Origin of the sequence: Gordonia desulfuricans NBRC 100010 (genome assembly GCF_001485495.1) — a bacterium.
Classification (GTDB): domain Bacteria; phylum Actinomycetota; class Actinomycetes; order Mycobacteriales; family Mycobacteriaceae; genus Gordonia; species Gordonia desulfuricans.
Map to the genome: position 1 here is coordinate 12,136 of NZ_BCNF01000026.1, position 20,758 is coordinate 32,893.

At 68.9% G+C, this 20,758-nt stretch carries 21 protein-coding genes; 9 read left to right on the forward strand and 12 right to left on the reverse strand.

What is annotated here, in order from left to right:
- The first annotated feature begins 47 nt into the window (after positions 1–47).
- Together phoU and GD1_RS24940 are read left to right on the forward strand one after the other, a co-directional pair.
- Positions 48–704: a phosphate signaling complex protein PhoU gene (phoU, locus tag GD1_RS04355; protein WP_020791567.1), complete on the forward strand. Its 657-nt coding sequence runs from the start codon at positions 48–50 to the stop codon at positions 702–704.
- Positions 705–797: 93 nt separating this feature from the next.
- Positions 798–944 carry a hypothetical protein gene (locus GD1_RS24940; protein ID WP_020791564.1) on the forward strand — a complete coding sequence of 49 codons (147 nt, stop codon included), beginning with the start codon at positions 798–800 and terminating at the stop codon, positions 942–944.
- Between the two features lie 143 nt (positions 945–1,087).
- Here the strand turns inward: GD1_RS24940 and pstB are convergent, their stop codons facing one another.
- From pstB to pstS, 4 genes are all read right to left on the reverse strand, one after another.
- On the reverse strand, positions 1,088–1,864 hold the full coding sequence (pstB, locus tag GD1_RS04360) for a phosphate ABC transporter ATP-binding protein PstB (RefSeq protein WP_020791566.1): 777 nt from the start codon (positions 1,862–1,864) through the stop codon (positions 1,088–1,090).
- Positions 1,865–1,919: 55 nt separating this feature from the next.
- Entirely contained in the window at positions 1,920–2,816 is an 897-nt protein-coding gene (gene pstA, locus GD1_RS04365) for a phosphate ABC transporter permease PstA (RefSeq protein ID WP_020791563.1), read from the reverse strand.
- A 4-nt stretch (positions 2,817–2,820) separates the two neighbouring features.
- On the reverse strand, positions 2,821–3,870 hold the full coding sequence (pstC, locus tag GD1_RS04370) for a phosphate ABC transporter permease subunit PstC (protein WP_373855238.1): 1,050 nt from the start codon (positions 3,868–3,870) through the stop codon (positions 2,821–2,823).
- A gap of 109 nt (positions 3,871–3,979) precedes the next feature.
- Positions 3,980–5,050 (reverse strand): phosphate ABC transporter substrate-binding protein PstS, encoded by a 1,071-nt coding sequence (gene pstS / locus GD1_RS04375; protein ID WP_059035918.1) that lies wholly within the window; start codon positions 5,048–5,050, stop codon positions 3,980–3,982.
- Between the two features lie 195 nt (positions 5,051–5,245).
- On the opposite strand from pstS, the gene GD1_RS04380 reads away from it, so the two are divergent.
- Together GD1_RS04380 and GD1_RS04385 are read left to right on the forward strand one after the other, a co-directional pair.
- Positions 5,246–6,565 carry a hypothetical protein gene (locus tag GD1_RS04380; RefSeq protein WP_174519009.1) on the forward strand — a complete coding sequence of 440 codons (1,320 nt, stop codon included), beginning with the start codon at positions 5,246–5,248 and terminating at the stop codon, positions 6,563–6,565.
- Complete coding sequence (locus GD1_RS04385; RefSeq protein ID WP_020791800.1) at positions 6,562–7,755, forward strand: 4-hydroxybenzoate 3-monooxygenase; 1,194 nt, start codon at positions 6,562–6,564, stop codon at positions 7,753–7,755. The genes GD1_RS04380 and GD1_RS04385 overlap by 4 nt, the downstream gene beginning before the upstream one ends.
- Here GD1_RS04385 and GD1_RS04390 read toward each other — a convergent pair.
- Positions 7,727–8,518 carry an arylamine N-acetyltransferase family protein gene (locus GD1_RS04390; RefSeq protein WP_244882512.1) on the reverse strand — a complete coding sequence of 264 codons (792 nt, stop codon included), beginning with the start codon at positions 8,516–8,518 and terminating at the stop codon, positions 7,727–7,729. The genes GD1_RS04385 and GD1_RS04390 overlap by 29 nt on opposite strands.
- Before the next feature lie 29 nt (positions 8,519–8,547).
- Between GD1_RS04390 and GD1_RS04395 the strand changes: the two genes are divergently transcribed.
- Positions 8,548–9,654 (forward strand): LLM class flavin-dependent oxidoreductase, encoded by a 1,107-nt coding sequence (locus tag GD1_RS04395; protein ID WP_059035920.1) that lies wholly within the window; start codon positions 8,548–8,550, stop codon positions 9,652–9,654.
- Positions 9,655–9,672: 18 nt separating this feature from the next.
- On the opposite strand, the gene GD1_RS04400 is transcribed toward GD1_RS04395, so the two are convergent.
- The 3 genes from GD1_RS04400 to GD1_RS04410 are packed head-to-tail and all read right to left on the reverse strand — an operon-like array spanning position 9,673 to position 12,317.
- Positions 9,673–10,674: an endonuclease/exonuclease/phosphatase family protein gene (locus GD1_RS04400; protein WP_059035922.1), complete on the reverse strand. Its 1,002-nt coding sequence runs from the start codon at positions 10,672–10,674 to the stop codon at positions 9,673–9,675.
- The gene (gene mshD / locus GD1_RS04405; RefSeq protein WP_083533850.1) at positions 10,667–11,596 is read right to left on the reverse strand and encodes a mycothiol synthase; all 930 of its coding nucleotides are present in this window, start codon (positions 11,594–11,596) and stop codon (positions 10,667–10,669) included. The genes GD1_RS04400 and mshD overlap by 8 nt, the downstream gene beginning before the upstream one ends.
- Positions 11,544–12,317, reverse strand: coding sequence for a winged helix-turn-helix transcriptional regulator (locus GD1_RS04410; protein ID WP_020791925.1), 774 nt, complete (start codon positions 12,315–12,317; stop codon positions 11,544–11,546). Before GD1_RS04410 ends, mshD begins: the two co-directional genes overlap by 53 nt.
- 148 nt (positions 12,318–12,465) lie before the next feature.
- Here GD1_RS04410 and GD1_RS04415 point away from each other — a divergent pair, with 148 nt between their 5' ends.
- The 4 genes from GD1_RS04415 (at position 12,466) to GD1_RS04430 (ending at position 15,888) form a co-directional block, all read left to right on the forward strand.
- Positions 12,466–13,470: an LmeA family phospholipid-binding protein gene (locus GD1_RS04415; protein WP_059035923.1), complete on the forward strand. Its 1,005-nt coding sequence runs from the start codon at positions 12,466–12,468 to the stop codon at positions 13,468–13,470.
- A gap of 342 nt (positions 13,471–13,812) precedes the next feature.
- On the forward strand, positions 13,813–14,652 hold the full coding sequence (locus tag GD1_RS04420; RefSeq protein ID WP_020792211.1) for a sulfurtransferase: 840 nt from the start codon (positions 13,813–13,815) through the stop codon (positions 14,650–14,652).
- 2 nt (positions 14,653–14,654) lie between these two features.
- Complete coding sequence (locus GD1_RS04425) at positions 14,655–14,960, forward strand: DUF1416 domain-containing protein (protein ID WP_020792210.1); 306 nt, start codon at positions 14,655–14,657, stop codon at positions 14,958–14,960.
- A gap of 250 nt (positions 14,961–15,210) precedes the next feature.
- A complete protein-coding gene (locus GD1_RS04430) occupies positions 15,211–15,888 on the forward strand; it encodes a heme-binding beta-barrel domain-containing protein (RefSeq protein ID WP_059035925.1) in 678 nt (225 codons plus the stop codon).
- Here the strand turns inward: GD1_RS04430 and GD1_RS04435 are convergent.
- The 4 genes from GD1_RS04435 to GD1_RS25175 all read right to left on the reverse strand — a co-directional run bounded on the left by GD1_RS04435 (position 15,885) and on the right by GD1_RS25175 (position 20,494).
- Positions 15,885–17,066, reverse strand: a complete 1,182-nt coding sequence (locus GD1_RS04435; protein WP_059035927.1) for an ABC transporter ATP-binding protein — start codon at positions 17,064–17,066, stop codon at positions 15,885–15,887. The two genes, GD1_RS04430 and GD1_RS04435, sit on opposite strands and share 4 nt — an antisense overlap.
- Positions 17,063–18,526 carry an ABC transporter permease gene (locus tag GD1_RS04440; RefSeq protein WP_059035929.1) on the reverse strand — a complete coding sequence of 488 codons (1,464 nt, stop codon included), beginning with the start codon at positions 18,524–18,526 and terminating at the stop codon, positions 17,063–17,065. Before GD1_RS04440 ends, GD1_RS04435 begins: the two co-directional genes overlap by 4 nt.
- A 77-nt stretch (positions 18,527–18,603) precedes the next feature.
- Entirely contained in the window at positions 18,604–19,638 is a 1,035-nt protein-coding gene (locus GD1_RS04445) for an extracellular solute-binding protein (RefSeq protein WP_059035931.1), read from the reverse strand.
- Between the two features lie 124 nt (positions 19,639–19,762).
- Positions 19,763–20,494: a hypothetical protein gene (locus GD1_RS25175; RefSeq protein WP_174519010.1), complete on the reverse strand. Its 732-nt coding sequence runs from the start codon at positions 20,492–20,494 to the stop codon at positions 19,763–19,765.
- Positions 20,495–20,758 lie beyond the last annotated feature (264 nt).

A 20,758-nucleotide genomic window follows, 5' to 3' on the forward strand; every position in this document is an offset into this window, starting at 1 on the left:
CCACGTGGGCGCCCGGGTTGTTCCCCCGATGGCAGTAACCTTGGTCCATGCGCACCGCTTATCAGGAACAGCTGCACTCACTCAACGTGATCCTCGGTGAGATGTGCGACCTCGCCGGCTCGGCAATGTCCCGCGCCACCCAATCACTTCTGCAGGCAGATCTCGCCATCGCCGAGGACGTGATCTCCGAGAACGAGCGGATGAACGATCTGACCGGGCGGGCCGAGGAACAGGCCTTCGGTCTGCTGGCCCTACAGGCACCCGTCGCGGGTGATCTCCGCGGTGTGGTCAGTGCCCTGCAGATCGTCGCCGACGTCGACCGGATGGGGGCGCTGGCGCTGCACGTCGCGAAGGTCGCCCGCCGCCGCCATCCCGCGAAGGCCCTCCCCGAGGAGGTCGCCGGCTACTTCGCCGAGATGGGTCGCCTCGCGGTCCAGCTGGCCGAGAACGCCCGCGAGGCCCTCGACACCCAGGACCCCGCCTCCGCGATCCGCCTCGAAGAGGACGACGACGCGATGGACGACCTCCACCGTCACCTGTTCACCGTGCTGATGGATCGCGACTGGAAGCACGGTGTGGCCGCAGCGGTCGACATCACCCTCCTCGGCCGCTACTACGAGCGTTTCGCCGACCATGCGGTGCTGATCGGCCGCCGGGTGGTCTTCCAGGCCACCGGCAAGACCCCCGAGCAGCTCAACGCCTGATCCAGGTCACACGCCTCACCCCACTGACGGCTTCGCCCCACCGGAACACCATGGACGTGCATCCGGGCGGGCGGAGCCGTTAGTGTTACCGGCATGGGCGTCCATTATCCGAGCGAACCGGATTTCAATGCCGAGTCCGACGACGAACCGTCGCACCCGCGTGCACGTCAGATCATCATCTACACCGGCGCCATCGCGTCGCTGTTGGCGCTCCTGGTGATCTTGTACCTCAACATGTGAGCCCCTCCCGGCTCACCCTCCCCTACGACATCTGATCACCACATCTGCATACGACGACGCCCCGGCCGCCTGTGGCGACCGGGGCGTCTGCGTATGCAGTCCACGCGGGTGTGCGGTGACCGGGGTGGACCCGGTGGTGCCGCCTAGCCGAAGCGACCCGAGATGTAGTCCTCGGTCTCCTTCTTGGTCGGATTGGAGAACATGGTCTCGGTGTCGTTGATCTCCACGAGCTGGCCGGGCTGGCCGACGGCCTCGAGGTTGAAGAACGCGGTCTGGTCGCTGACACGGGCGGCCTGCTGCATGTTGTGGGTCACGATGACGATCGTGTACTCCTTCTTGAGCTCGCCCATCAGGTCCTCGATCGCCAGGGTCGAGATCGGGTCGAGTGCCGAGCAGGGCTCGTCCATCAGGAGCACGTCGGGCGAGACCGCGATCGCGCGGGCGATGCACAGACGCTGCTGCTGACCACCGGACAGGCCGCCACCCGGCTTGTCCAGACGGTCCTTGACCTCGTCCCACAGGTTGGCGCCGCGCAGGCTGCGCTCGGCGACCTCGTCGAGCTGGGACTTGTTGCGCACGCCCTGCAGCTTGAGGCCGGCGACGACGTTGTCGCGGATCGACATGGTGGGGAACGGGTTGGGGCGCTGGAACACCATGCCGATGGTCGCCCGCACGCTCACCGGGTCGACGCCCTTGCCGTAGACGTCCTCACCGTCGAGCAGCACGGTGCCGGTCGCGTAGGCGCCCGGGGTGACCTCGTGCATGCGGTTGAGGGTGCGCAGCACCGTCGACTTGCCACAGCCCGACGGTCCGATGAAGGCGGTGATGCAGCGCGGCGGGACCTCCAGGCTGACCTCCTTCACCGCGTGGAAGTTGCCGTAGTAGATGTTGAGGTTCTTGATGTCGAGTCGCTTGGCCATGGGAGTTCCGTGAAGTCCGTTCTGGGAAGATCTGGTTCGGGAGGTGTCGGTGCGGCTAGCCGCGTGGTCCGGTGAAGCGGCTGACCACCTTGGCGCCGAAGTACACGATCGCCACCAGGATCACCAGGGTCAGTGCACCGCCCCAGACCTGGTCGAAGGCACCGGGGCCGTTGTTGTACTGCTGCACCATCATCAGCGGCAGCGACTGCTGGTTGCCCGCGAACGGGTCCCAGTTCATCGCCCTGGTCGCGCCGACGAGGATCAGCACCGGGGCCGATTCACCCATCACGCGGGCGATGGCCAGCATGACGCCGGTGATGATGCCCGACATCGCGGTGGGCAACACGATCCGCGCGATGGTCTTCCACTTGGGGATACCCAGCGCGTAGGACGCCTCTCTCAGGTCCTGCGGAACGATCTTGAGCATCTCCTCGGTGGAGCGCACGACCAGCGGAACCATCAGCAGCACCAGCGCGATCGCGACCAGGAAGCCCATCCGGGGCAGGCCCAGGGTGGTCCGCCAGACCGCGTAGACGAACAGGGCGGCGACGATCGACGGGACACCGGAGAGGATGTCGACCATGAAGGTGGTGAACCGGGCGAGGAACGACTTCCCGTTGCTGTACTCCACCAGGTAGATCGCGACGAAGATGCCCAGCGGGATCGAGATCACCGCGGCCAGTGCGGTCTGCACGATGGTGCCGACGATGGCGTTGGCGGCACCGCCCTTGCGCTCGGGCAGGGTCCACCAGTCGACGTCGAGGATGGGGCCGATACCGCGGGCGACGAGCGTCACGATGAGCCATACCAGCGGGACGAGGGCGACGACCAGGGCCAGCACCACCAGCACCGACACGGACTTGTCGGTGACCCGGCGCCGCAGCGACATCGGGGTGAAGCCGGGCGGCCGGCGCTTGACGGGATCGTGTGCTTGATCGGTGGTCAGGGTCATGTCGCTACTTCCTTCCGGCGACCACCGCGCGTGCCGCGGCGTTGACGATGAAGGTCAGGACGAAGAGGGTGAGGCCGGCCGAGATGTAGGCACCGGTCTTCGCCGGCGAGTCGAACTCGGCGGCGTTGTTGGCGATCTTCGTGGCGAAGGTCTCGCCGCTCTCCATCAGGTTGAAGTTCATCGGGCCCACCGTGGAGATGATCAGCAGCAGGGCCATGGTCTCACCGAGCGCGCGGCCGAGGCCGAGCATCGCACCGGAGATGTAGCCGGAGAAGCCGAACGGCAGCACCGCGATCTTGACGACCTCGAACTTGGTGGCACCGAGCGCCAGGGCCGCCTCGCGGTGGCCGACCGGGGTCTGGGTGAACACCTCACGGGTGACGGCGGTGATGATCGGCAGGATCATGACGGCCAGGACGATGCCGCCGGTGAGCAGCGTGCCGCCGGTGGACATGTTGGCCACCTGCGACGGTTCCTGGAAGAACGGCAGCCAGCCGACGTTGCCGACCAGCCAGTTGTTCAGCGGCACCAGGGCGGGGCCGAGCACGAGGATGCCCCAGAGGCCGTAGACGATCGAGGGCACCGCGGCCAGCAGGTCGACGGTGTAGGAGATCGGTCCGACGAGACGCTTCGGTGCGTACTCGGTGAGGAAGATCGAGATTCCCAGGGCCACCGGCATGGCCAGCAGCAGGGCGATCACCGAGACGACGACCGTGGCGTAGAACAGCTGCGGGATACCGAACTTGAGGCTGTCGCCGCTGGTCTCCCAGGGACCGGTGTAGGTGAAGAAGTTCTCGGAGTTCTTGGCCAGCGACGGGATCGCCTGCGCGAGCAGGAACACCGCGATCAGGAAGATCACGAGGGAGACCACGAATCCCGAGCCGACCGCGAGGGTCCGGAACACCTGGTCACCGACTCGGTGGTGCACGCTTCGATTCAGGGTGGCTTGGTTGTCGTCAGGCGGAGGCGGGCTCTGTGTGGGATCCCCACCTTGGGTCACCCCACCCTTGTCCAGCGTGGTCATGTGTTCCTCTGTTGGTTGTGCCTTGGTCATCAGATGCGCCCGTTCATCTTGTCCGCAGGTGACGATCGTCGCCGTGGTCCGTCCACGCCGGTGGCCGGCGACCCGTAGGGGTCGCCGGCCACCGGCGGGACGTCACACATCAGGACCCGGTCAGAGCGTCGACGGTGCCCTGCAGGGTGTTCTTGTAGGCGGTCGGCAGCGGGACGTATCCGAGGTCCGCCAGGCCGTCCTGCCCCTGGTTGAGGATCGTGGTGAACGCATCCTTCAGCGTGGTACTGATGGCGCTGTCACTGTATCCGGTCGAGCAGACGATCTCGTAGGTCGTCAGCAGCAGCGGGTAGGCACCCGGGGTCTTCGACGCGAACAGCGCCGGGGTGTCGACCACGAGGTTCTTGCTACCCGGGTTGGTGAACTTCACGGCGTCGAGCGCCGCGCCGGCCGACTCGGAGGTCAGCTTGACCGGTCCGGCACCGAAGTCGATCGCCGCGACACCGAGGTCGTTCTCGGTGGCGAAGCCCCACTCGACGTAGGTGACCGCGCCGGAGGTCTTCTTCACCGTGTCGCCGACACCGGTCGACTTGGAGGCAGCCGAACCGCCGGTTCCCTTGAACTCCTTGCCCGCCCCCTTGGTCCATGCCTGGGGGGCCGACGCGGTCAGGAACTTCTGGAAGTTGTCGGTGGTGCCCGACGAATCGCTGCGGTGGACCGGGACGATGGCCAGGTCCGGCAGGGTCTTGCCCGGGTTGAGGGCGGCGATCTCCGGGGCGTTCCACTTGGTGATCTTCGAGTCGAAGATCCCGGCCAGAACGGTCGGGTTGAGATTCAGGTCCGAGACACCCGGCACGTTGTAGGCGATCGCGACCGGTCCGGCGACCAGCGGGATGTGCCAGGCGTCGTTGCCCGAGCAGCGCTCCTTGGCCTTGACGGCCTCCTCGTCGGACAGCGGCGAGTCCGAACCCGCGAAGTCGACGTCGCCGGCGATGAACTTCTTGACTCCGTCACCGGAGCCGCTTCCGGTGTAGTCGAGGACGATATTGCCGTTGTTGGTCAGGACATCGGCGAAGTGCTGCATGGCCTTCTGCTGTGCGGTCGAGCCCTCACCGCTGATGGTCCCGCCGCTGTCGCCGCCGCTGTCGCCACATGCAGCGATCAGCGAGACAGCCGCCACTGCGGCCGCGGCCGACAGAGCACCCTTCCGGTTGATGTTCACGCGTGTGTCGCCCTTTCAGTTCATTCAAGTCGGGACAGCACAATGCTGTCCGCAACGACCGAATTGACGCTAGGTCGACGCGATGGCCGACCTCTCTACCCCGGGTTAACCAGAGATGAATTGGGGGTTGACGATCGGGGAACCGACCTCGCGACATGCGATTAGGTAAGGCTTGCTAAACTCGCCGGGAGCATCATGGCGAGACAACAGAGCGGACAAACCGCACCAGAGCACGTGCGCAGCACCGCCGTCGACCGGCATCACAGTCGGTTGCGCTCGGCCTTCGTCCTCGGCCCGGTCGACGTACCGACCGTCGAGCAGGCACGTGATCGGTTGTGTGCCATGGCCGCCGCCGGACCGCACACCAGGGTCGGACTGCATCCCCGCGCCGACCGGTGGATCTGGGAACACGAGCGTGATGCAGATCTCATCGTGGTGACCGAGGCCGACGACCCCGGAGACGATCCGCTACGTCTGCTCGACGCGGTCCGCACCGACGGCACCGAGCCGCTGCGGGTGGCATTCGGCGGTGACCACGTCGCCGTCGACTTCGATCACGGACTCGGCGACGCCGGAATGCTGCACACCCTGTTCGACGTCATGATGGGTGTCACCGATCCCGCCGATCCCGGTTCCTGGCAACGTTTTCGGCATCGGGTCCCACCGCTGGCCCTGGCCGCGGCGCGGGTCGGCGCCGATCCGCGCCGGCTGATCGCCCTGGCCCGGCTGCTCCGCAAGCAGCCCGACCTGCCGCAGGCGGGTGAGCCGGCCTCGGAGTCCGGCGCGATGCCCGGTCCGGTCCTGGCCTCGCTGCGGCCCCGGGGTGCGGGCGTGGGGATCGACGCCGACACCCTCACCGCGGTCCGCGCGGCGCGCGACACGACCATGCCGGGCGTGAGCCTCTACACCCTGACCACCGTCGCTCTCGTCGATGCGCTCACCGAGGCGGGCGTACACCTCGCCCCCACCGTGACCGCCCCCTTCGACGCCCGGGTGTATCTGCCGAAGTCCTGGGACACCCTCGCCAATTTCTCTGCGGGACTGGCTTTCCCGGTTCCCGCGGGCAGTGACCCGGTGGATTTCCAGAACGCATTGCGTACCGCGGCGGAGATCGGGCGACCGGTGGCGAACCTCCTGATCACCACCGTCAAGACACTGCGGGCGGGTACCTCGCCGGCCCACCTCGCCGAGGCCGCGCCGGCCCCGGCGACCGGTACCACCGACCTGTTGCACTCCAGCGTCGGGTACGTGCCGCGTGCGGGCCGGTGGCGCTGGCTCGACGACGACCGCGCCCAGGTGCTCGCCGTCGCCGATCCGCCACACCGGTCGGGGTTGACCGTCACCTCGGCCCTGGTCGGCGGGCGGATGTGCCTCGCCGCCGCCTTCCATACCGAACACCTTGCCGCCGAGACCATCTCGCGGGCCCTGTCCCGGGTTCCCGACCATCTGCTTCGGCTGTCCGGGGCACGCCCGGAACCGACCGCCAACCATCCCACAGGAGGTACCGGCGAATGACCCGCTGCCAGGTCGCGATCATCGGAGCGGGGCCGGCCGGCCTGACCCTCGCCCACATGCTCGCCCGCCAGGGCATCGACGCCGTGGTGATCGAGGCACGCTCGGAGGAGTACGTGCGGGCCCGCGTGCGCGCCGGGGTGATCGAGAACTCCACCGTCGACGTCCTCACCGACCTCGGCGTGGCCGACAGGCTGCATCGGGAAGCACTGGTACACAACGGTTTCTATCTCCGATTCGACCGGACCACCCATCACCTCGACTTCCATCGGTTCGACGGGCGGCATGCCTATGTCTACGGCCAGGCGCAGATCGTCGCCGACCTGATCGACGCCCGCAAGGCCGCGGGCCTGCCGCTGGTGTTCGAGGCATCCGACGTCACGATCGACGGCATCGACACGGCGACCCCGGAGGTGTCCTACACCGTCGACGGACGCCGGGAGCACATCGTCGCCGACGTCGTCGCGGGCTGTGACGGGTTCCACGGAATCTCGCGCACCCTGCTGCCTGCCGACGTCCGCACCCTGGAGCGGGTCTACCCGTTCGCCTGGCTCGGCATCCTCGCCCACACCACCCCGGTCACCGAGGAGGGCATGTACTGCGCCCACCCCGACGGACTCTCGGTGCACAGCATGCGCGGCGAGCACATCACCCGGCAGTACCTGCAGGTTCCGGCCGACACCGACCTCGCCGACTGGTCCGACGACCGGATCTGGGCCGAGCTCAAGCACCGCAGCGCCTCCGACGACCACCCGGAACTGGAGACCGGCGAGATCTTCGACCGGAGCCTGGCCCCGCTGCGCAGCGTGGTCACCGAACGGATGCAGACCGGGTCACTGTTCCTGCTCGGTGACGCCGCCCACATCGTCCCGCCCACCGGCGCAAAGGGTTTGAACCTCGCGGTGTCGGATGCATGTGTCCTGTCCCACGCCCTGGGGCAGTTCTACCGCAGCGGCGACCGCTCATGGCTGGAGTCCTACACCGACACCGCACTGCCGCGGATCTGGGCGGCCCAGAACTTCTCCTGGACCCTCACCTCGATCCTGCACCGCTTCACCGACGACCCGTTCGACGAGGGCCTGCGTCGTGCACGGCTGCGCCGCTGGGCGTCCTCCGACGCCGAGCAGCAGGCCCTCGGCGAGGTCTACGTGGGACTGCCGTTCCCTACCCCGTGGCGGCCGGAACAAGGGTGATCCCCTCGAATCGGGCCGCAGTCAGCGGTATTCCGTCGATGTCGAGCCCGATCACCCGGGACAGCACATCCCGCGCGCCGGCGATGTCGAGTTCGGAGGTGCGTCGCCCGGCGGCATCGGTGACCACCAGCCGGTAGACGCCCGGATCGTCGGCGTCACCGAGTGTCCAGCGCGCACCGTCGACGACGAGGGTGCAGATCAGCGACCGGGTGAACCGTGATCGGGGAGAGGTGCTGTGCCACCAGGCCATCGCCTCGAACTCGACCAGGTCACGACAGTGATCCTCCAGCACATAGGTGGCCGAGCCGACCTCGACCCGGAGGTCGGCCTCGGATGTGAGATCGATGGGACGCCAGACCATCTCGCCGCCGAAGCCGACGTCGACCAGCAACGGCGACCCGTGGCCGAACACGATCAGCGCCATATGCCCCAGGGGCGGACCGAGCCGGTCACCGGCGTCGACCCGGGCGCCGATCGCCGCGACGTCCACCCCCAGGGCCTGCAGGGCCAGCAGCAACAGCCCGTTGAGGTCATAACAGCAGCCACCACGCCGGCCGTACAGCAGCCGGGCGACGATCCGCCCGGGGTCGACCTCGTACGGAATCCCCAGGTGCACATCGAGATTCTCGAACGGAAAGACCGCGTGATGGGCGGTGGCGATGCGCTGCACCTCATCGAGCCCCACGCGTTCGGGGCGATCCAGTCCGATCCGCGCCAGATAGTCGGAGATCGGGAACGGGGCGGAAATGTCTGATTCGAACACTCTAAAAGGATAGGCTAACCTGCGTAGATATGGCTCCTGAGGTCTTCTGGTACATCAATCCCGCCGACGGAGAGGTCCCCTGGGAACCCGGGCACCGCGTGACGCCCTCGTTGTCGACGCTCGTCGAGCAGGCACGCAACCTCGACTCCCTCGGCTTCGACGGAGCGCTGACCACCGCCCGCGAACCCATCGCGCTCGTTCCCGGCACCCGGGATCTGCGGTTCCTGATCCCGGTCTACCCCGGTGTCACCCCGCCCGCACTGCTCGCCGAGCAGGCGCAGGTCTTCGACCACTATTCGGGTGGACGCCTCATCTACAACCAGGTCAACGGTGCCGATCCGGTCCTCGCCCGTTACGGCCAGTTCACCTCCAAGGAGCAACGGTATCGGCTGTCGGCGGAGTACTGGCGGCAGGTGAAGCGGCTCTACGCCGACGAGACCGACGCCTACGACGGCGAGTACCTCTCCTACGGCCCGCGCTACAAGCCCGCGATACCGGGCCCCCGGCAGCCGGGCGGGATCGAGGTCTGGGGCACCGGGGCGTCCCCGGAGGGCATCGAGCACGCCGCCGAGGTCCTCGACGCCTACCTGGCGTTCCTGTCCACCCCCGACCAGCTCGCCGGATTGTTCTCACGGGTCCGTGCGGCCACCGCCGAACGGGGCCGGACCGTGCGGTTCGGCGCCCTGGCCAGCGTGATCGTCCGCGAGACCGAGGAACAGGCCTGGGATCGGTTCGCCGAGCAGCTCGCGGCCACCTCCCGGGACACCGTCCTGGCCACCGCCGACCGCAATCTCCGCAGCTTCGGTTTCCCCGGCCTCGACGAACTCGTCGCCGACGACCCACAGGTGCAGGCCCGGATCGACGCCCTGCGCGCCGGCCGCATCCCGGACATCGACTCGCTGCGCTTCGGTCCCAACATGGCCGCCGGGCTCACCACGTGGACGGCGGCCGAGCCGCCCTTCGACATCGCGGGCAAGGGCACCGGGACCTATTTCGTCGGCAGCGCCGAGAACGTCGCGGCCACGATGAACGCCGTCGCCGAACAGGCCGGGGTGGACATCTGGTTGCTGTCGGGGTGGCCGTTGGCGTCGGAGGCACGACATGTCGCCGAACTGCTGATCCCCCGGTTGCGCTGAGCGACCGCCGTTCCCGGATCAGGCCGGGCGCACCGTCGCGATCACACCGCGGTGATCCGATCCGGGCAGCGCCACGGTCCGGAACGACGTCGGCTGCGGTCCGCCACGGGTGAGGATGTGATCGATCGCGATCAGCGGCGGCAACGTCGAATTGGCCGGGTAGGTGGGCGCGAATCCCGCTCCGACCCGCTCGGCGGCGTCGATCAGCCCCGGGGTGTCGGAGGTGACGTCGAGCAGGTCGCGGTAGCGGCTGTGATCCCATGTCGAGTTCATGTCCGCACCGATGATCAGCGGCAGCCGTTCGGCGGTCAATCGCTCACTGAGACGGTCGAGTTCGGCATACCAGCGCCATGCCTCCTCCGGCCACGGCGGCAGCGGGTGCAACGCATACAGTGCGTGGGTGCCGTGTCCGGGGAGCTCGATCTCGGCCCGGATGTTGCCGAGCCGATACCCTTCGAGCAGTTCGCCGTCGGTGATCGGATACCGCGCGAACACCCCCACCCCGCGGCCGTCGGGTCCGGGCGAGGTGAACGAATACGGCAGGGTGGCAACGAGTTCGGACGCCTGAATCCGTTCGAGTGCCGCCGGGGTCAGCTCCACCACGGTGAGCACGTCCACCCGGTTCTCGCGAACCGTGTCGGCGAGTGCGGCGGTGTCGGCGCGACCGAGGTAGACATTGGCCTGCATGACGACGAGATCGCCGTCGGCAGGCGAACTCTCGCCGATGTAGAGCGGCGCCTGGGTGACGATCCCGACCGCCAGCACCAGCACCCCGACGATCCCGAGCACCCAGCGCCGGGCCACCAGCAGGATCACCGTCCCCACCGCACCGACGACGATCAGCACGGGGGTGAACGCGGCCACCCGGCTCGCCGTGGTGGAGACCCACGACGCATAGTGGGCGGCCACCGCGAGAATCCCGACGCAGACCCCGGCGACCCCCACGAGGGTCGCCGCCCAACCGACCACCGTGCGCAGGCCCGAACGCTGCCCCGCCGGCGCGACCCCCGGATCAGCCATAGGCGACGTCGACGGCGTACCGGGTGAACCCGAGTCGCTCGTAGGTGTGTAGTGCGGCGGTGTTGTCCCCTTCGACGTAGAGCAGGACCTCGTCCACGCCGCGTTCGGCGAAGTAGTGCAGACCCGCCAGGGTCAGCAGCCGACCGAGCCCGCGGCCCTGCGCCGCCGGATCGACGCCGACGATGTAGACCTCACCGAGCCCGGGGCCCTGGCGCTTGGTCCAGTGGAAGCCGAGCAGGGTGTCCGGGTCGGCGGCATCGAACGCCAGGAACAACCCGGCGGGATCGAACCAGTCGGCGGCCGTCCGCTCGGTGATCTGCCCGAGGTCCCAGCCACCCTGTTCCGGATGCCAGTCGAATGCGGCGTTGTTGACCCGCAGGATCTCCGCGTCGTCGGCCGGACCGGCATACACGCGCAGCACCACGTCGTCGGCGACGACGATCGGGCCGAGCCCGGCCGAACCACCGGTTCGCCTCAGCTGCAACAGTTCTCGACGCTTGCCCAACCCCAGGGAGGCGGCCAGCGCGACCGCTCCGGGAAGGTCGCCGTGCGCCCACGCCCGTGGGCCGTCACCGAGTTCCCCGGCGACGGCGAATGCCGCGGTCAGCAACGCACGACCGTGACCGGCGCGGCGTGCCGCGGGATCGACGACCGCCTCGATCATCGGCGGCTCGCCGTCACGACCGGGCGTGACGTTGGCGTATCCGGCCGAGGACACCACGTGCCGCACCGTGCCCGACGGGGCGTCGACGGCGTGCACCGACTGCTCGGACAGGGGTGCGACGCCGTCGGCGGCGGTGGCGGCGTCGACGACGCGGTGGACCCACGCCCTCTGGTCTGCGGTGAGTGCGTCGAGCACCACCGGCGCGTCAGTGGGCACTGAACTCCTCGTCGAAGGACTCGTCGTCGGACAGCCCGGCATCCTCGGGCGCATCGTCGGCAGCGGTGTCACCGGCGTCGGCCCGACCGCCCCGCGAGGCGGGTCGCACGGCCTTGTAGCCCACGTTGCGCACGGTACCGATCAACGACTCGTGGTCGGCGCCGAGTTTGGCGCGCAGACGCCGGACGTGCACGTCGACGGTACGGGTACCGCCGAAGAAGTCGTATCCCCAGACCTCCTGCAGCAGCTGCGCGCGGGTGAACACCCGACCTGCGTTCTGCGCCAGGTACTTCAGGAGTTCGAACTCCTTGTAGGTGAGGTCGAGCGGACGGCCACGCAGCCGCGCCGTGTAGGTGCCCTCGTCGATGACCAGCTCACCCAGGGTGACCTTGCCCGACATCTCCTCGGTGCTGACCCCGCGGGTCCGCACCACCAACAGTCGTAGACGTGCATCGAGTTCGGCCGGTCCCGTTCCGGGCAGCAAGAACTCGTCGAGGCCCCAGTCGGCGTTCACCGCCACCAGGCCACCCTCGGTCAACACCGCAGCCACCGGAACCGCCGATCCCGTACTGCCCAGCAGGCGACACAGCCCGCGTGCAGCGGCGAGATCGGACCTCGCGTCGACGATCGCGACGTCGGCGTTACCGGCCTCCATCAGCGACGACACCTCGGTCGGTGCGACCCGCACCGTATGTGCCAACAGCGACAACGACGGCAACACCGATTCCGGATTGGGGTCTGCGGTCAACAGCAGGAGATCCACGAATCACTCCGATCTTCTACGCTCCGCTTCGGTTATCCACCCCGTCCGACCGGCCTCGACGCTGAGGCGAACGATCAGCTCGCACCCACTCGGCGGATGTTTACGCCGCCTTACCAACGTGTGCGCGATAGATGACAGAATAGCCGCAATGCCGGGACACGCTGTTAACAAGGCGGAGCCGCACGGCCCCGCCGCCGATGCCACTGCCCCGCCGCCGACCCCACCACGACTGCGCCGCGCCGTTCTCGTCGCGGTGGCCGTCGTGGTGGCGGTGAGTGCGGCCGGACTGATCACCGACACCGTCGCCGCCTCTCGCGCCGAACACCGACTGTCCGAATCGCTCGCGTCGTCTGACCTGCCCGGTTCCGCCGGTCTGCCCTATCACCCCGAGGTCACCCTCGGCGGTTTCCCATTCCTCACCCATGCCCGTGACGGCGAGTTCACCGGCGCCACCATCACCGCCCGGGGCGTGCCCGCCCTGGGCTGCACCCACACCGGCGGTGATGTGCCGGGCTGTTTCGCGGAGCTGGGCGTCACCCTCGGCCCGTTCTCGGTCGGTGACGGTTTCGACATCCGCCCCGGATCGGTGATCCGCGCCTCATCGGTGCAGGCGTACTCGTTGCTGAACTCGGTGAACCTGGGCCGCTTCCTCGGAATCCTGGATCTGACCGTCAACACCCCGGCCGCCGCCGACCGGGTCGGTGGCGGTGGGCCGCAGTTCGGCAACCTCGAGCGGACCTCCGGTGTGGTCCTGGCCGGGACGGTGGCACTCCCGCCGGGGTCGGCCCCCGCGGCCGACGGCCGGCCCACCCCGCAGAACTCGCCGTCGGCGTCGGGCTACGCCGACCCCACCGTGCGGGTCAGCGTCAGCGTGGACCTGTCGGTGGTCGACGGCCGGCTCCATCTGCAAGCAGTCGACTTCTACCGCGGCCCGGAGGAGCATCTCGACGTCCCCGATCTCGACGCGCCGCTGCGCCAGGCGGTCCTCGACCGCTTCACCGCAACCCTCCCGCGGCTGCCGATGCCGTGGGATCTGCCCGCCACCGGCGCCCACAGTGCGGGTAGCGACGTGGTACTCGAGGCCCACGCCGATGCCCGTGACCTGCAGGTCGACCGGTTCGCTGCCCCCTCGACGGCCACCGTCACACCCTGATCGGCCCGCCGCGCGCGAAAGGCGGGCCCACACGTCGAGCCACCGCGATCGCTGCTGTAGGCTGGCCTCCATGCAACTGCGCCGTGAGTTCTTGCTCACCCGCCGCCGGGCGATCGACTTCTGTCGTGTCGCCGACTGTTGTTGTCGCTAGACGGTGATCGTGGCGCATTCCTGCCGGCGCGTTCACCGATAGATGCCGGCCGGCGCCAGCGCACCCTCACAGGCCTCCTGTGCCCCGAGCGAACGTCATCCGTCATCTTCCGCCGAGGTCCTCGGCTCCTGACGCCGAGATCCTCATCTCTCGTTCCCACCCCTTGAAAACCCATTCCGGGAGGAAAACCCATGGCACGTTCCGACGTCCTGGTCAGCGCTGATTGGGCTGAGCAGAACCTGCACACCGACAAGGTCGTTCTCGTCGAGGTCGACGAGGACACCAGCGCCTACGACGGCGGCCACATCGAGGGCGCCGTGAAGATCGACTGGAAGACCGATCTGCAGGATCCGGTTCGTCGTGACTTCGTCGACCGTGAGCAGTTCTCCAAGCTGCTCTCCGAGCGCGGCATCGCCAACGACGACACCGTCGTCCTCTACGGCGGCAACAACAACTGGTTCGCGGCCTACGCCTACTGGTACTTCAAGCTGTACGGCCACGACGACGTGAAGCTGCTCGACGGCGGCCGCAAGAAGTGGGAGCTCGACGGGCGCCCGCTGTCGACCGAGTCGGTCGCCCGCCCGGCCACCGAGTACAAGGCCGCCGACCCGGACAACACCATCCGCGCGTTCCGCGACGAGGTCGTCGACGCCATCGGCGTGAAGAACCTGGTCGACGTCCGGTCGCCCGACGAGTTCTCCGGCAAGATCCTCGCCCCGGCCCACCTCCCGCAGGAGCAGAGCCAGCGCGCCGGCCACATCCCGACCGCGATCAGCGTGCCGTGGAGCAAGGCCGCCAACGAGGACGGCACCTTCCGCTCCGACGACGAGCTCGCCGAGCTCTACAAGGAAGCCGGTCTGGACGGGGCGAAGGAGACCATCGCCTACTGCCGCATCGGTGAGCGCTCGAGCCACACCTGGTTCGTGCTGCAGGAGCTGCTGGGCCACAAGAATGTCAAGAACTACGACGGCAGCTGGACCGAGTACGGCTCACTCGTCGGCGTTCCGGTCGAACTGGGAGAAGGTAAGTAATCATGTGTGCAGCACCCAAGCAGGGGCAGAACCTGCCCGCAGGCGTCGACGTCGAGAAGGAGACCGTCCTGACCGGACAGGTCACCGACTCGGCCGGCAGCCCCGTTGCCGGTGCCTTCGTCCGGCTGCTCGACTCGACCGGTGAGTTCACCGCCGAGGTCGTCGCCAGCCCGACGGGTGATTTCCGCTTCTTCGCCGCCCCCGGCACCTGGACGCTGCGTGCGCTCAGCTCGGTCGGCAACGGTGACACCACCGTGAGCCCCGAGGGCCCGGGCGTGCACACCCGCGACATCACCGTCGCCAAGTAAGGCATCACCGAAGGTCCCACAGGGCCCCGATCACCATCCCGGTGATCGGGGCCCTGTGACGTTCACGGCGTCGTGCATCACAGTCGTGGTCACCGCCGGCGCCAAACGGGTGGCCGTGGTGAACGGCCGCGAGCCGGAGCGGTAAACTGTCCGACGTGGTCATCTTCTTCGAGGTTCTGCTCGCACTGGCGTCGGTCCTGATCATCTGGTTCGCGCTCTACGTCCTCTACCGCCTGGTCACCGACGAGTCGTGACCCTTCCCCCCGAAGGGCCCGGCCCCGACCCGGACGACGCCACCCCGGCGTCCCGGCGGTCGGGCGACGAGGCGATCGGTCAGGCAGAGGCACGCGCCGTCGAGTCCGGCAGCCGCGAACGCAATCTGCCGACCTGGGACGACATCCCGCTCCCCCCGGACACCGCCAACCTGCGTCTGGGCGCCGACCTGCATCCGGGTCTGCTCGCCCTGCTGCCGATGGTCGGTGTGTGGCGCGGCGAGGGCGAGGCCAACGATCCCGAGTCCGGCGAGGACTATCACTTCGCCCAGCAGATCGTGGTCAGCCACGACGGCCAGAACTTCCTGAACTGGGAGTCGCGGTCGTGGGTGATCGACGAGGACGCCAACTATGTGCGCCCCGACCTGCGCGAGACCGGGTACTGGCGGATCGGTGAGGACGACACCATCGAGCTGCTGCTGGCACACGCCGAGGGTTCGGTGGAGCTGTTCTACGGGACACCGCTCAACCAGACCGCGTGGGAACTGGCGACCGACGTCGTGATCAAGTCCGAATCCGGCTTCCGGACCGGCGGCGCCAAACGTCTCTACGGTCTGGTCGAAGACGGCGACCTGGCCTACGTCGAGGAACGCGTCGACTCCGACGGCGACCTCATCCCGCGGCTGTCGGCCAAACTGCGCCGCCACGTCGGCTAGACCGGCCCACCCGGCCGGTCGCCGGCGACGAAATGCAGGGGGCGGCGCACCTCCAGGACGACGTCGTCCCCGGGTCGCAACGGTTCCAGCGCCTCGGCGAGTACGGTCCCGGTGACCTGGTTCGCGGTTCCTGACATCCCGGTGACCTGTGCGGTGACCCCGGTGATCTGTGCGGTCACCACCGTGCGATCTCCGGCGTACTCGGTGCCGGTCACCACCGCGGCCACCGTGCCGGCGCCCGCGTCCATCTCGTGTGCGCGCCTGCAGCCCACATCGGCGGCACGGATCAGCAGCCGCCCCGGTCCGTGACCGCGGGTCGCGAGATCCACCTCGCCGAGCGTGCACCGCGCACGGTCGGTGTCGGCGACGGCATCCACCACCGAGACCGGCCCGAACAGGGCGGCCACCTCCGCATCGCGCGGTGACGCGTAGACCTCCTGCGGGGTCCCGATCTGGCGGATCCGTCCGTCGATCAGCACCAGCACCTGATCGGCCATCGCGAGGGCCTCCTCCCGGTCGTGGGTCACGAGCAGTCCGGTACCCCCGTCGTCGAGGATCATCCGCCGGACCTCGGTGCGCAGACTCGCCCGCAGCGACGCATCGAGTGCCGAGAACGGTTCGTCGAGGCAGGTCAGCGCCGGTCGTGGGGCGAGCGCGCGGGCCAGCGCGACGCGCTGTCGTTGCCCGCCGGACAATGCGGCGGGTCGCCGGTCGGCCAGCTCGCCCATCCCGATCAGGTCGAGCAGTCGGGCCACCCGCGCGCCGCGATCAGCCCGGGGCACACCGAATCCGATGTTGCGCGCCACCGACAGATGCGCGAACAGGGATCCGTCCTGCGGCACCAGACCGATCGAGCGTCGTTCGGGTGGTACCCAGGTGTGTGCGGCGGCGACGGTGCGCAGCCGGCCGCCGGCGGTCCCGCCGGCACCGGCCACCTCGACGGTCCCCCGGCGGATCGGTTCCAGTCCGGCGACCGCCCGCAGCAGGGTCGACTTGCCACAGCCGGACGGGCCCACCACCACGGTGATCGTCGAGCGCGGCACCGTGAAGCAGATGTCACCGATCACGTCGGTGGTGCGGGCGGCACCGGTCCGGTATCCGACGGCCAGGTCGGCGACGCGCAGGACGAGATCGTCGGCCGATCCTGCGGTGACGGCTGCGGTCGTGGCGTCGGTCATGGCTCTCCTCGGGGCAGGAATCGGGTCGAGAGCACCACCGTGGGCACCGACGACACCGCGATGAGCACCAGACCGAGGACTGCGGCCTGGCCGTGGTGCAGTTCGTTGACGGCGCTCCACATGTCGGTGGCCAGGGTGCGGGTGCCGATCGGGGCCAGCATCAGCGTGGCGGGCAGTTCCTTGGCGATCGACAGGGCGGCCAGGCCCGCCCCGGCCAGCAGCGCCGGTGCGGTGGCGGGCAGCGTCACCCGCAGCAGGGTGCCGACGGCGCCGACCCCGAGGGTGCGCGATGCCCCCTCGACGCCTCCGGGCAACGCGTCGAGTTCACTGCGCAGCGGTCCCAGGCACAGCGGCAGGAACAGGATCAGATAGGCCACGACGAGCAGGGTGGTGGTGAGGTAGAGCCCCGGGGCCGCCCGCACCCCGAAGAACACCAGCGCCACCGCGACGGTGATCCCAGGCAGGGCGAAGCCCAGATACACGATCACCTCGACGAGATGTGCGGTGCGACTGCGTGGGCGCCGCAGGAACAGTGCCACCCCCACGGCGATCACCGCGATCACCGCGGCGGCCACGACGGCGAGCCGAAAGGTGTTGATCGCCAGCGGCCCCACCCACTCGAGGACGGTGCGGCCGTCGGGTGTCGCCCGCCGCGAGGCGACGATCTCGCGGATCAGGGCGAGAACCGGGGCCAGCACACCGATCCCGACGACGCCGGCCATCGCGACCCAGGCGAGTGTCGAATCACGCTGCACCACAGGACGGCCCACCGCGGTCACCGCAGACCCCGCCGGCCGGATCAGTCGTTCGAGCAGGGCGAGGCCGACGGCCATCGTCACCAGCAGGCAGGCGTACACCGCGGCCAGGGACCGGTCGACGGAACCGTTGTACGCGTTGTGGATTCCCACCGTGAACACGTCGTATCGGACGACCGCCGGACCACCGAAGTCGCTGATCGCATACAGCGCCACCAGCAGTGCCCCACCGAGGACCGCCGGGGCGATCCGGGGCCCGGTGGTGCGCAGGAAGGCCACCACGGGTGTGCAGCCGAGGGTGCGGGCCACGTCCTCGGCCGAACGCCCCGTCCCCGACAGCGCCGCAACGGCCGGGAGCATGACCAGCGGATAGCAGGTCATGGTGAGGACCAGCACGGCGGCACCGAACCCCTCGAACCCGGGAACCAGCCGGCCCCAGGCGAATCCGGCGATGTAGGAGGGGATCGCGAGCGGGGCGGCCAGCATCGTGACCCAGATCGGTCGGCCCCGGGAGACACCGCGGCTCACCCCCACCGCCAGGCCCACCCCGATCAGCACCGACAGCACCGTCACGGTGAGCGCCAGCCGGGCCGTGTTGGTGACCAGATCGAGGGTCCGCGTCCGGAACACCGCGGCCCGCACGGTGTCACCTCCGGCACCGCCCGCGCGGATCACCAGGTACACCACGACGAGCGTCACCAGCATCGCCACGGCGATACCGGTGACGCCCGCGAGGACTCGGATGCCCCGGTCGGCACGCGACCCCGACGAGACCGAGAACCTCAGACCGCACCCACCTCGGTGAGCATCCGTTCGGTCCCCGCGACATCGGCGAGGTCGTCGAGATCGACGGTCGGCGGATGCAGATCGGCGAGCAGCGGCGGGATGCCGGCCACCGGGATCGGGATGTCACCGGTGATCGCATACTCGCCGACCTCGGTGGTGAAGTACTTCTGGTTGTCGGCGGTGAACATCGCCCGGACGAAGTCGAAGGCTTTCTCCTTGTTCGGCGAGCTCTTGAGCACCGCGATGCCCGCGACGTTGACCAGCGCTCCGGGGTCGCCGTCGGCGAAGAAGTGCAGGCGCGAGGCCACCGCGTCGATCCCCTTCTCCTCCACCTCCTGCACCCAGTAGTAGTGGTTGGTCAGTCCGGTCGCGACGGTCCCGTCGTCGACCGCCTTGACCAGCGGCCCGTTGCCGTCGAATGCCTTGGGCTCGTTGGCCATGAAGCGGGTCAGCCAGTCGCGTGCGGCGTCGTCACCGCGGATCAGGCGCAGTCCGGTGACGAAGGACTTGAACGACGGGTTGGTCGGCGCATAGCCCACCTGGCCGCGGAAGCGCGGATCGAGCAGACCGTCGATCCCGGCGGGCAGATCGGCGGCCGGCACCTTCGACGGGTTGTAGAGCAGCACGCGTGACCGTGCCGACGTGGCAGCCCAGCCACCCGACTCCGACCGGTAGGTCGCCGGAACCCGGTCGACGATGTCGGCAGGCAGCGGCTCGAGTAGCCCGGCCATCGCGAGGGCGCCCAGTTCGCCTGCATCCTGCGCGAAGAACAGGTCGGCCGGGGAGTGCTCCCCCTCCTCGAGGATCTGTGCGGCCTTCTTGTCGTAGGCGGGGGTGACGGTCACGCCGACGTCGACACCCTCGACGAGCGGACCCACCAGGGACTCCGACCGGCCCGAGTACAGCGTCAGCGAGCCGTCACCGTCGCCTGTCCCGCCGCCCTCGTCCGACCCGCCGCTGCAGGCGACGGTTCCCGCCAGCACCACCGCCAGCACTGCGGCCACCAGGCCCGCTCGTCTGGTTCGCTTCATCGAATCCCACTCCCATCGGTCAATTCGGACATCGCGATGAGAGTAAAGAGAAGCCTTGCCTCACACGAGGTCCCGGCACTCAGGAAGTTTCAGCGTTCTCACAGGAACGCTGTGAAGCGGCAGGTCAGGCGAATACCTGGAGCACGTCGACGACGACCGGACGGCGGTGGCGACGAGCCGCCTGCACATAGTGCAGGCCCGGACCGGGCGGGATCGGGACCCGCTCTCCCGGCCGGGCGACGACCAGATCGAAGGCTCCGCCGATCCCGGTCATCAGCACCGCGATGCGGACGCAGCCGTCGTTGTGGACCACCACCATCCCCCCGACGTCGGTGTAGTGCACGCCCACATCGGCCGGGCACAGGCGGTGATCGTCGCGCCCGGGCCGCGGGGCGGTGCCGGGGGTCCAGAACTCGTCGGCCCCGGGCATCTGCGACCAGTCGACGGCCTCCGGTCGAGGCGGGTGCACGAGCACGATGGGATCGTCGTCGGTGCGGACCGGGTCGTCGACGATCTGGCCGACCAGCATCGGTCGGCCATCCCGCCGTTCGCCTTGCAGGATGTGGAACTCGCTGTCGGGCAACGCCGCCGACGACCCGCTCGGCAGATGGGTGAACCGTGTGCCGGTGGTGCCGGTGAATCCCGGCAGGGAGAGTACGGCCAGGTCACCGCACCCGCGGTTGTGCAGGGTCAGGCGCGAGTCGGCGCGCCCCGGGGTGCAGGTGTAGGTCAGTCCGCCGGCGTGCCCGGTCAGCCAGGTGGCGGCGCCGTCGTCGGTCCACTCCGGGTCGCCCGGGGTGAGGAAGCGGTCGGCGACGCGTCGAGGTGCGCCGATCTCGGTGGTGATCACGGTCATCGCAGTACTCCTCGTTCCGGACGCCGGATCGGTATGGTGCCGCCGGCTGTTCCAGTGCACCGCGCACGGGCGGGCCGGACACGAGTAGTGCGCTACCCGCAAAACGTGAAACGGCCCCCGCACCGCCCGAGGCATCGGGCGTGTCGACCGGACGGGTCGGGTGCGGGGGCCGGGTGACCACCTGGTATTCGCGGTGCAGAGACCTCCTGAGCGGATATCAGATGGCACTCCGCGTCAGCGGATGGTCACCTCACATGTCCCTGA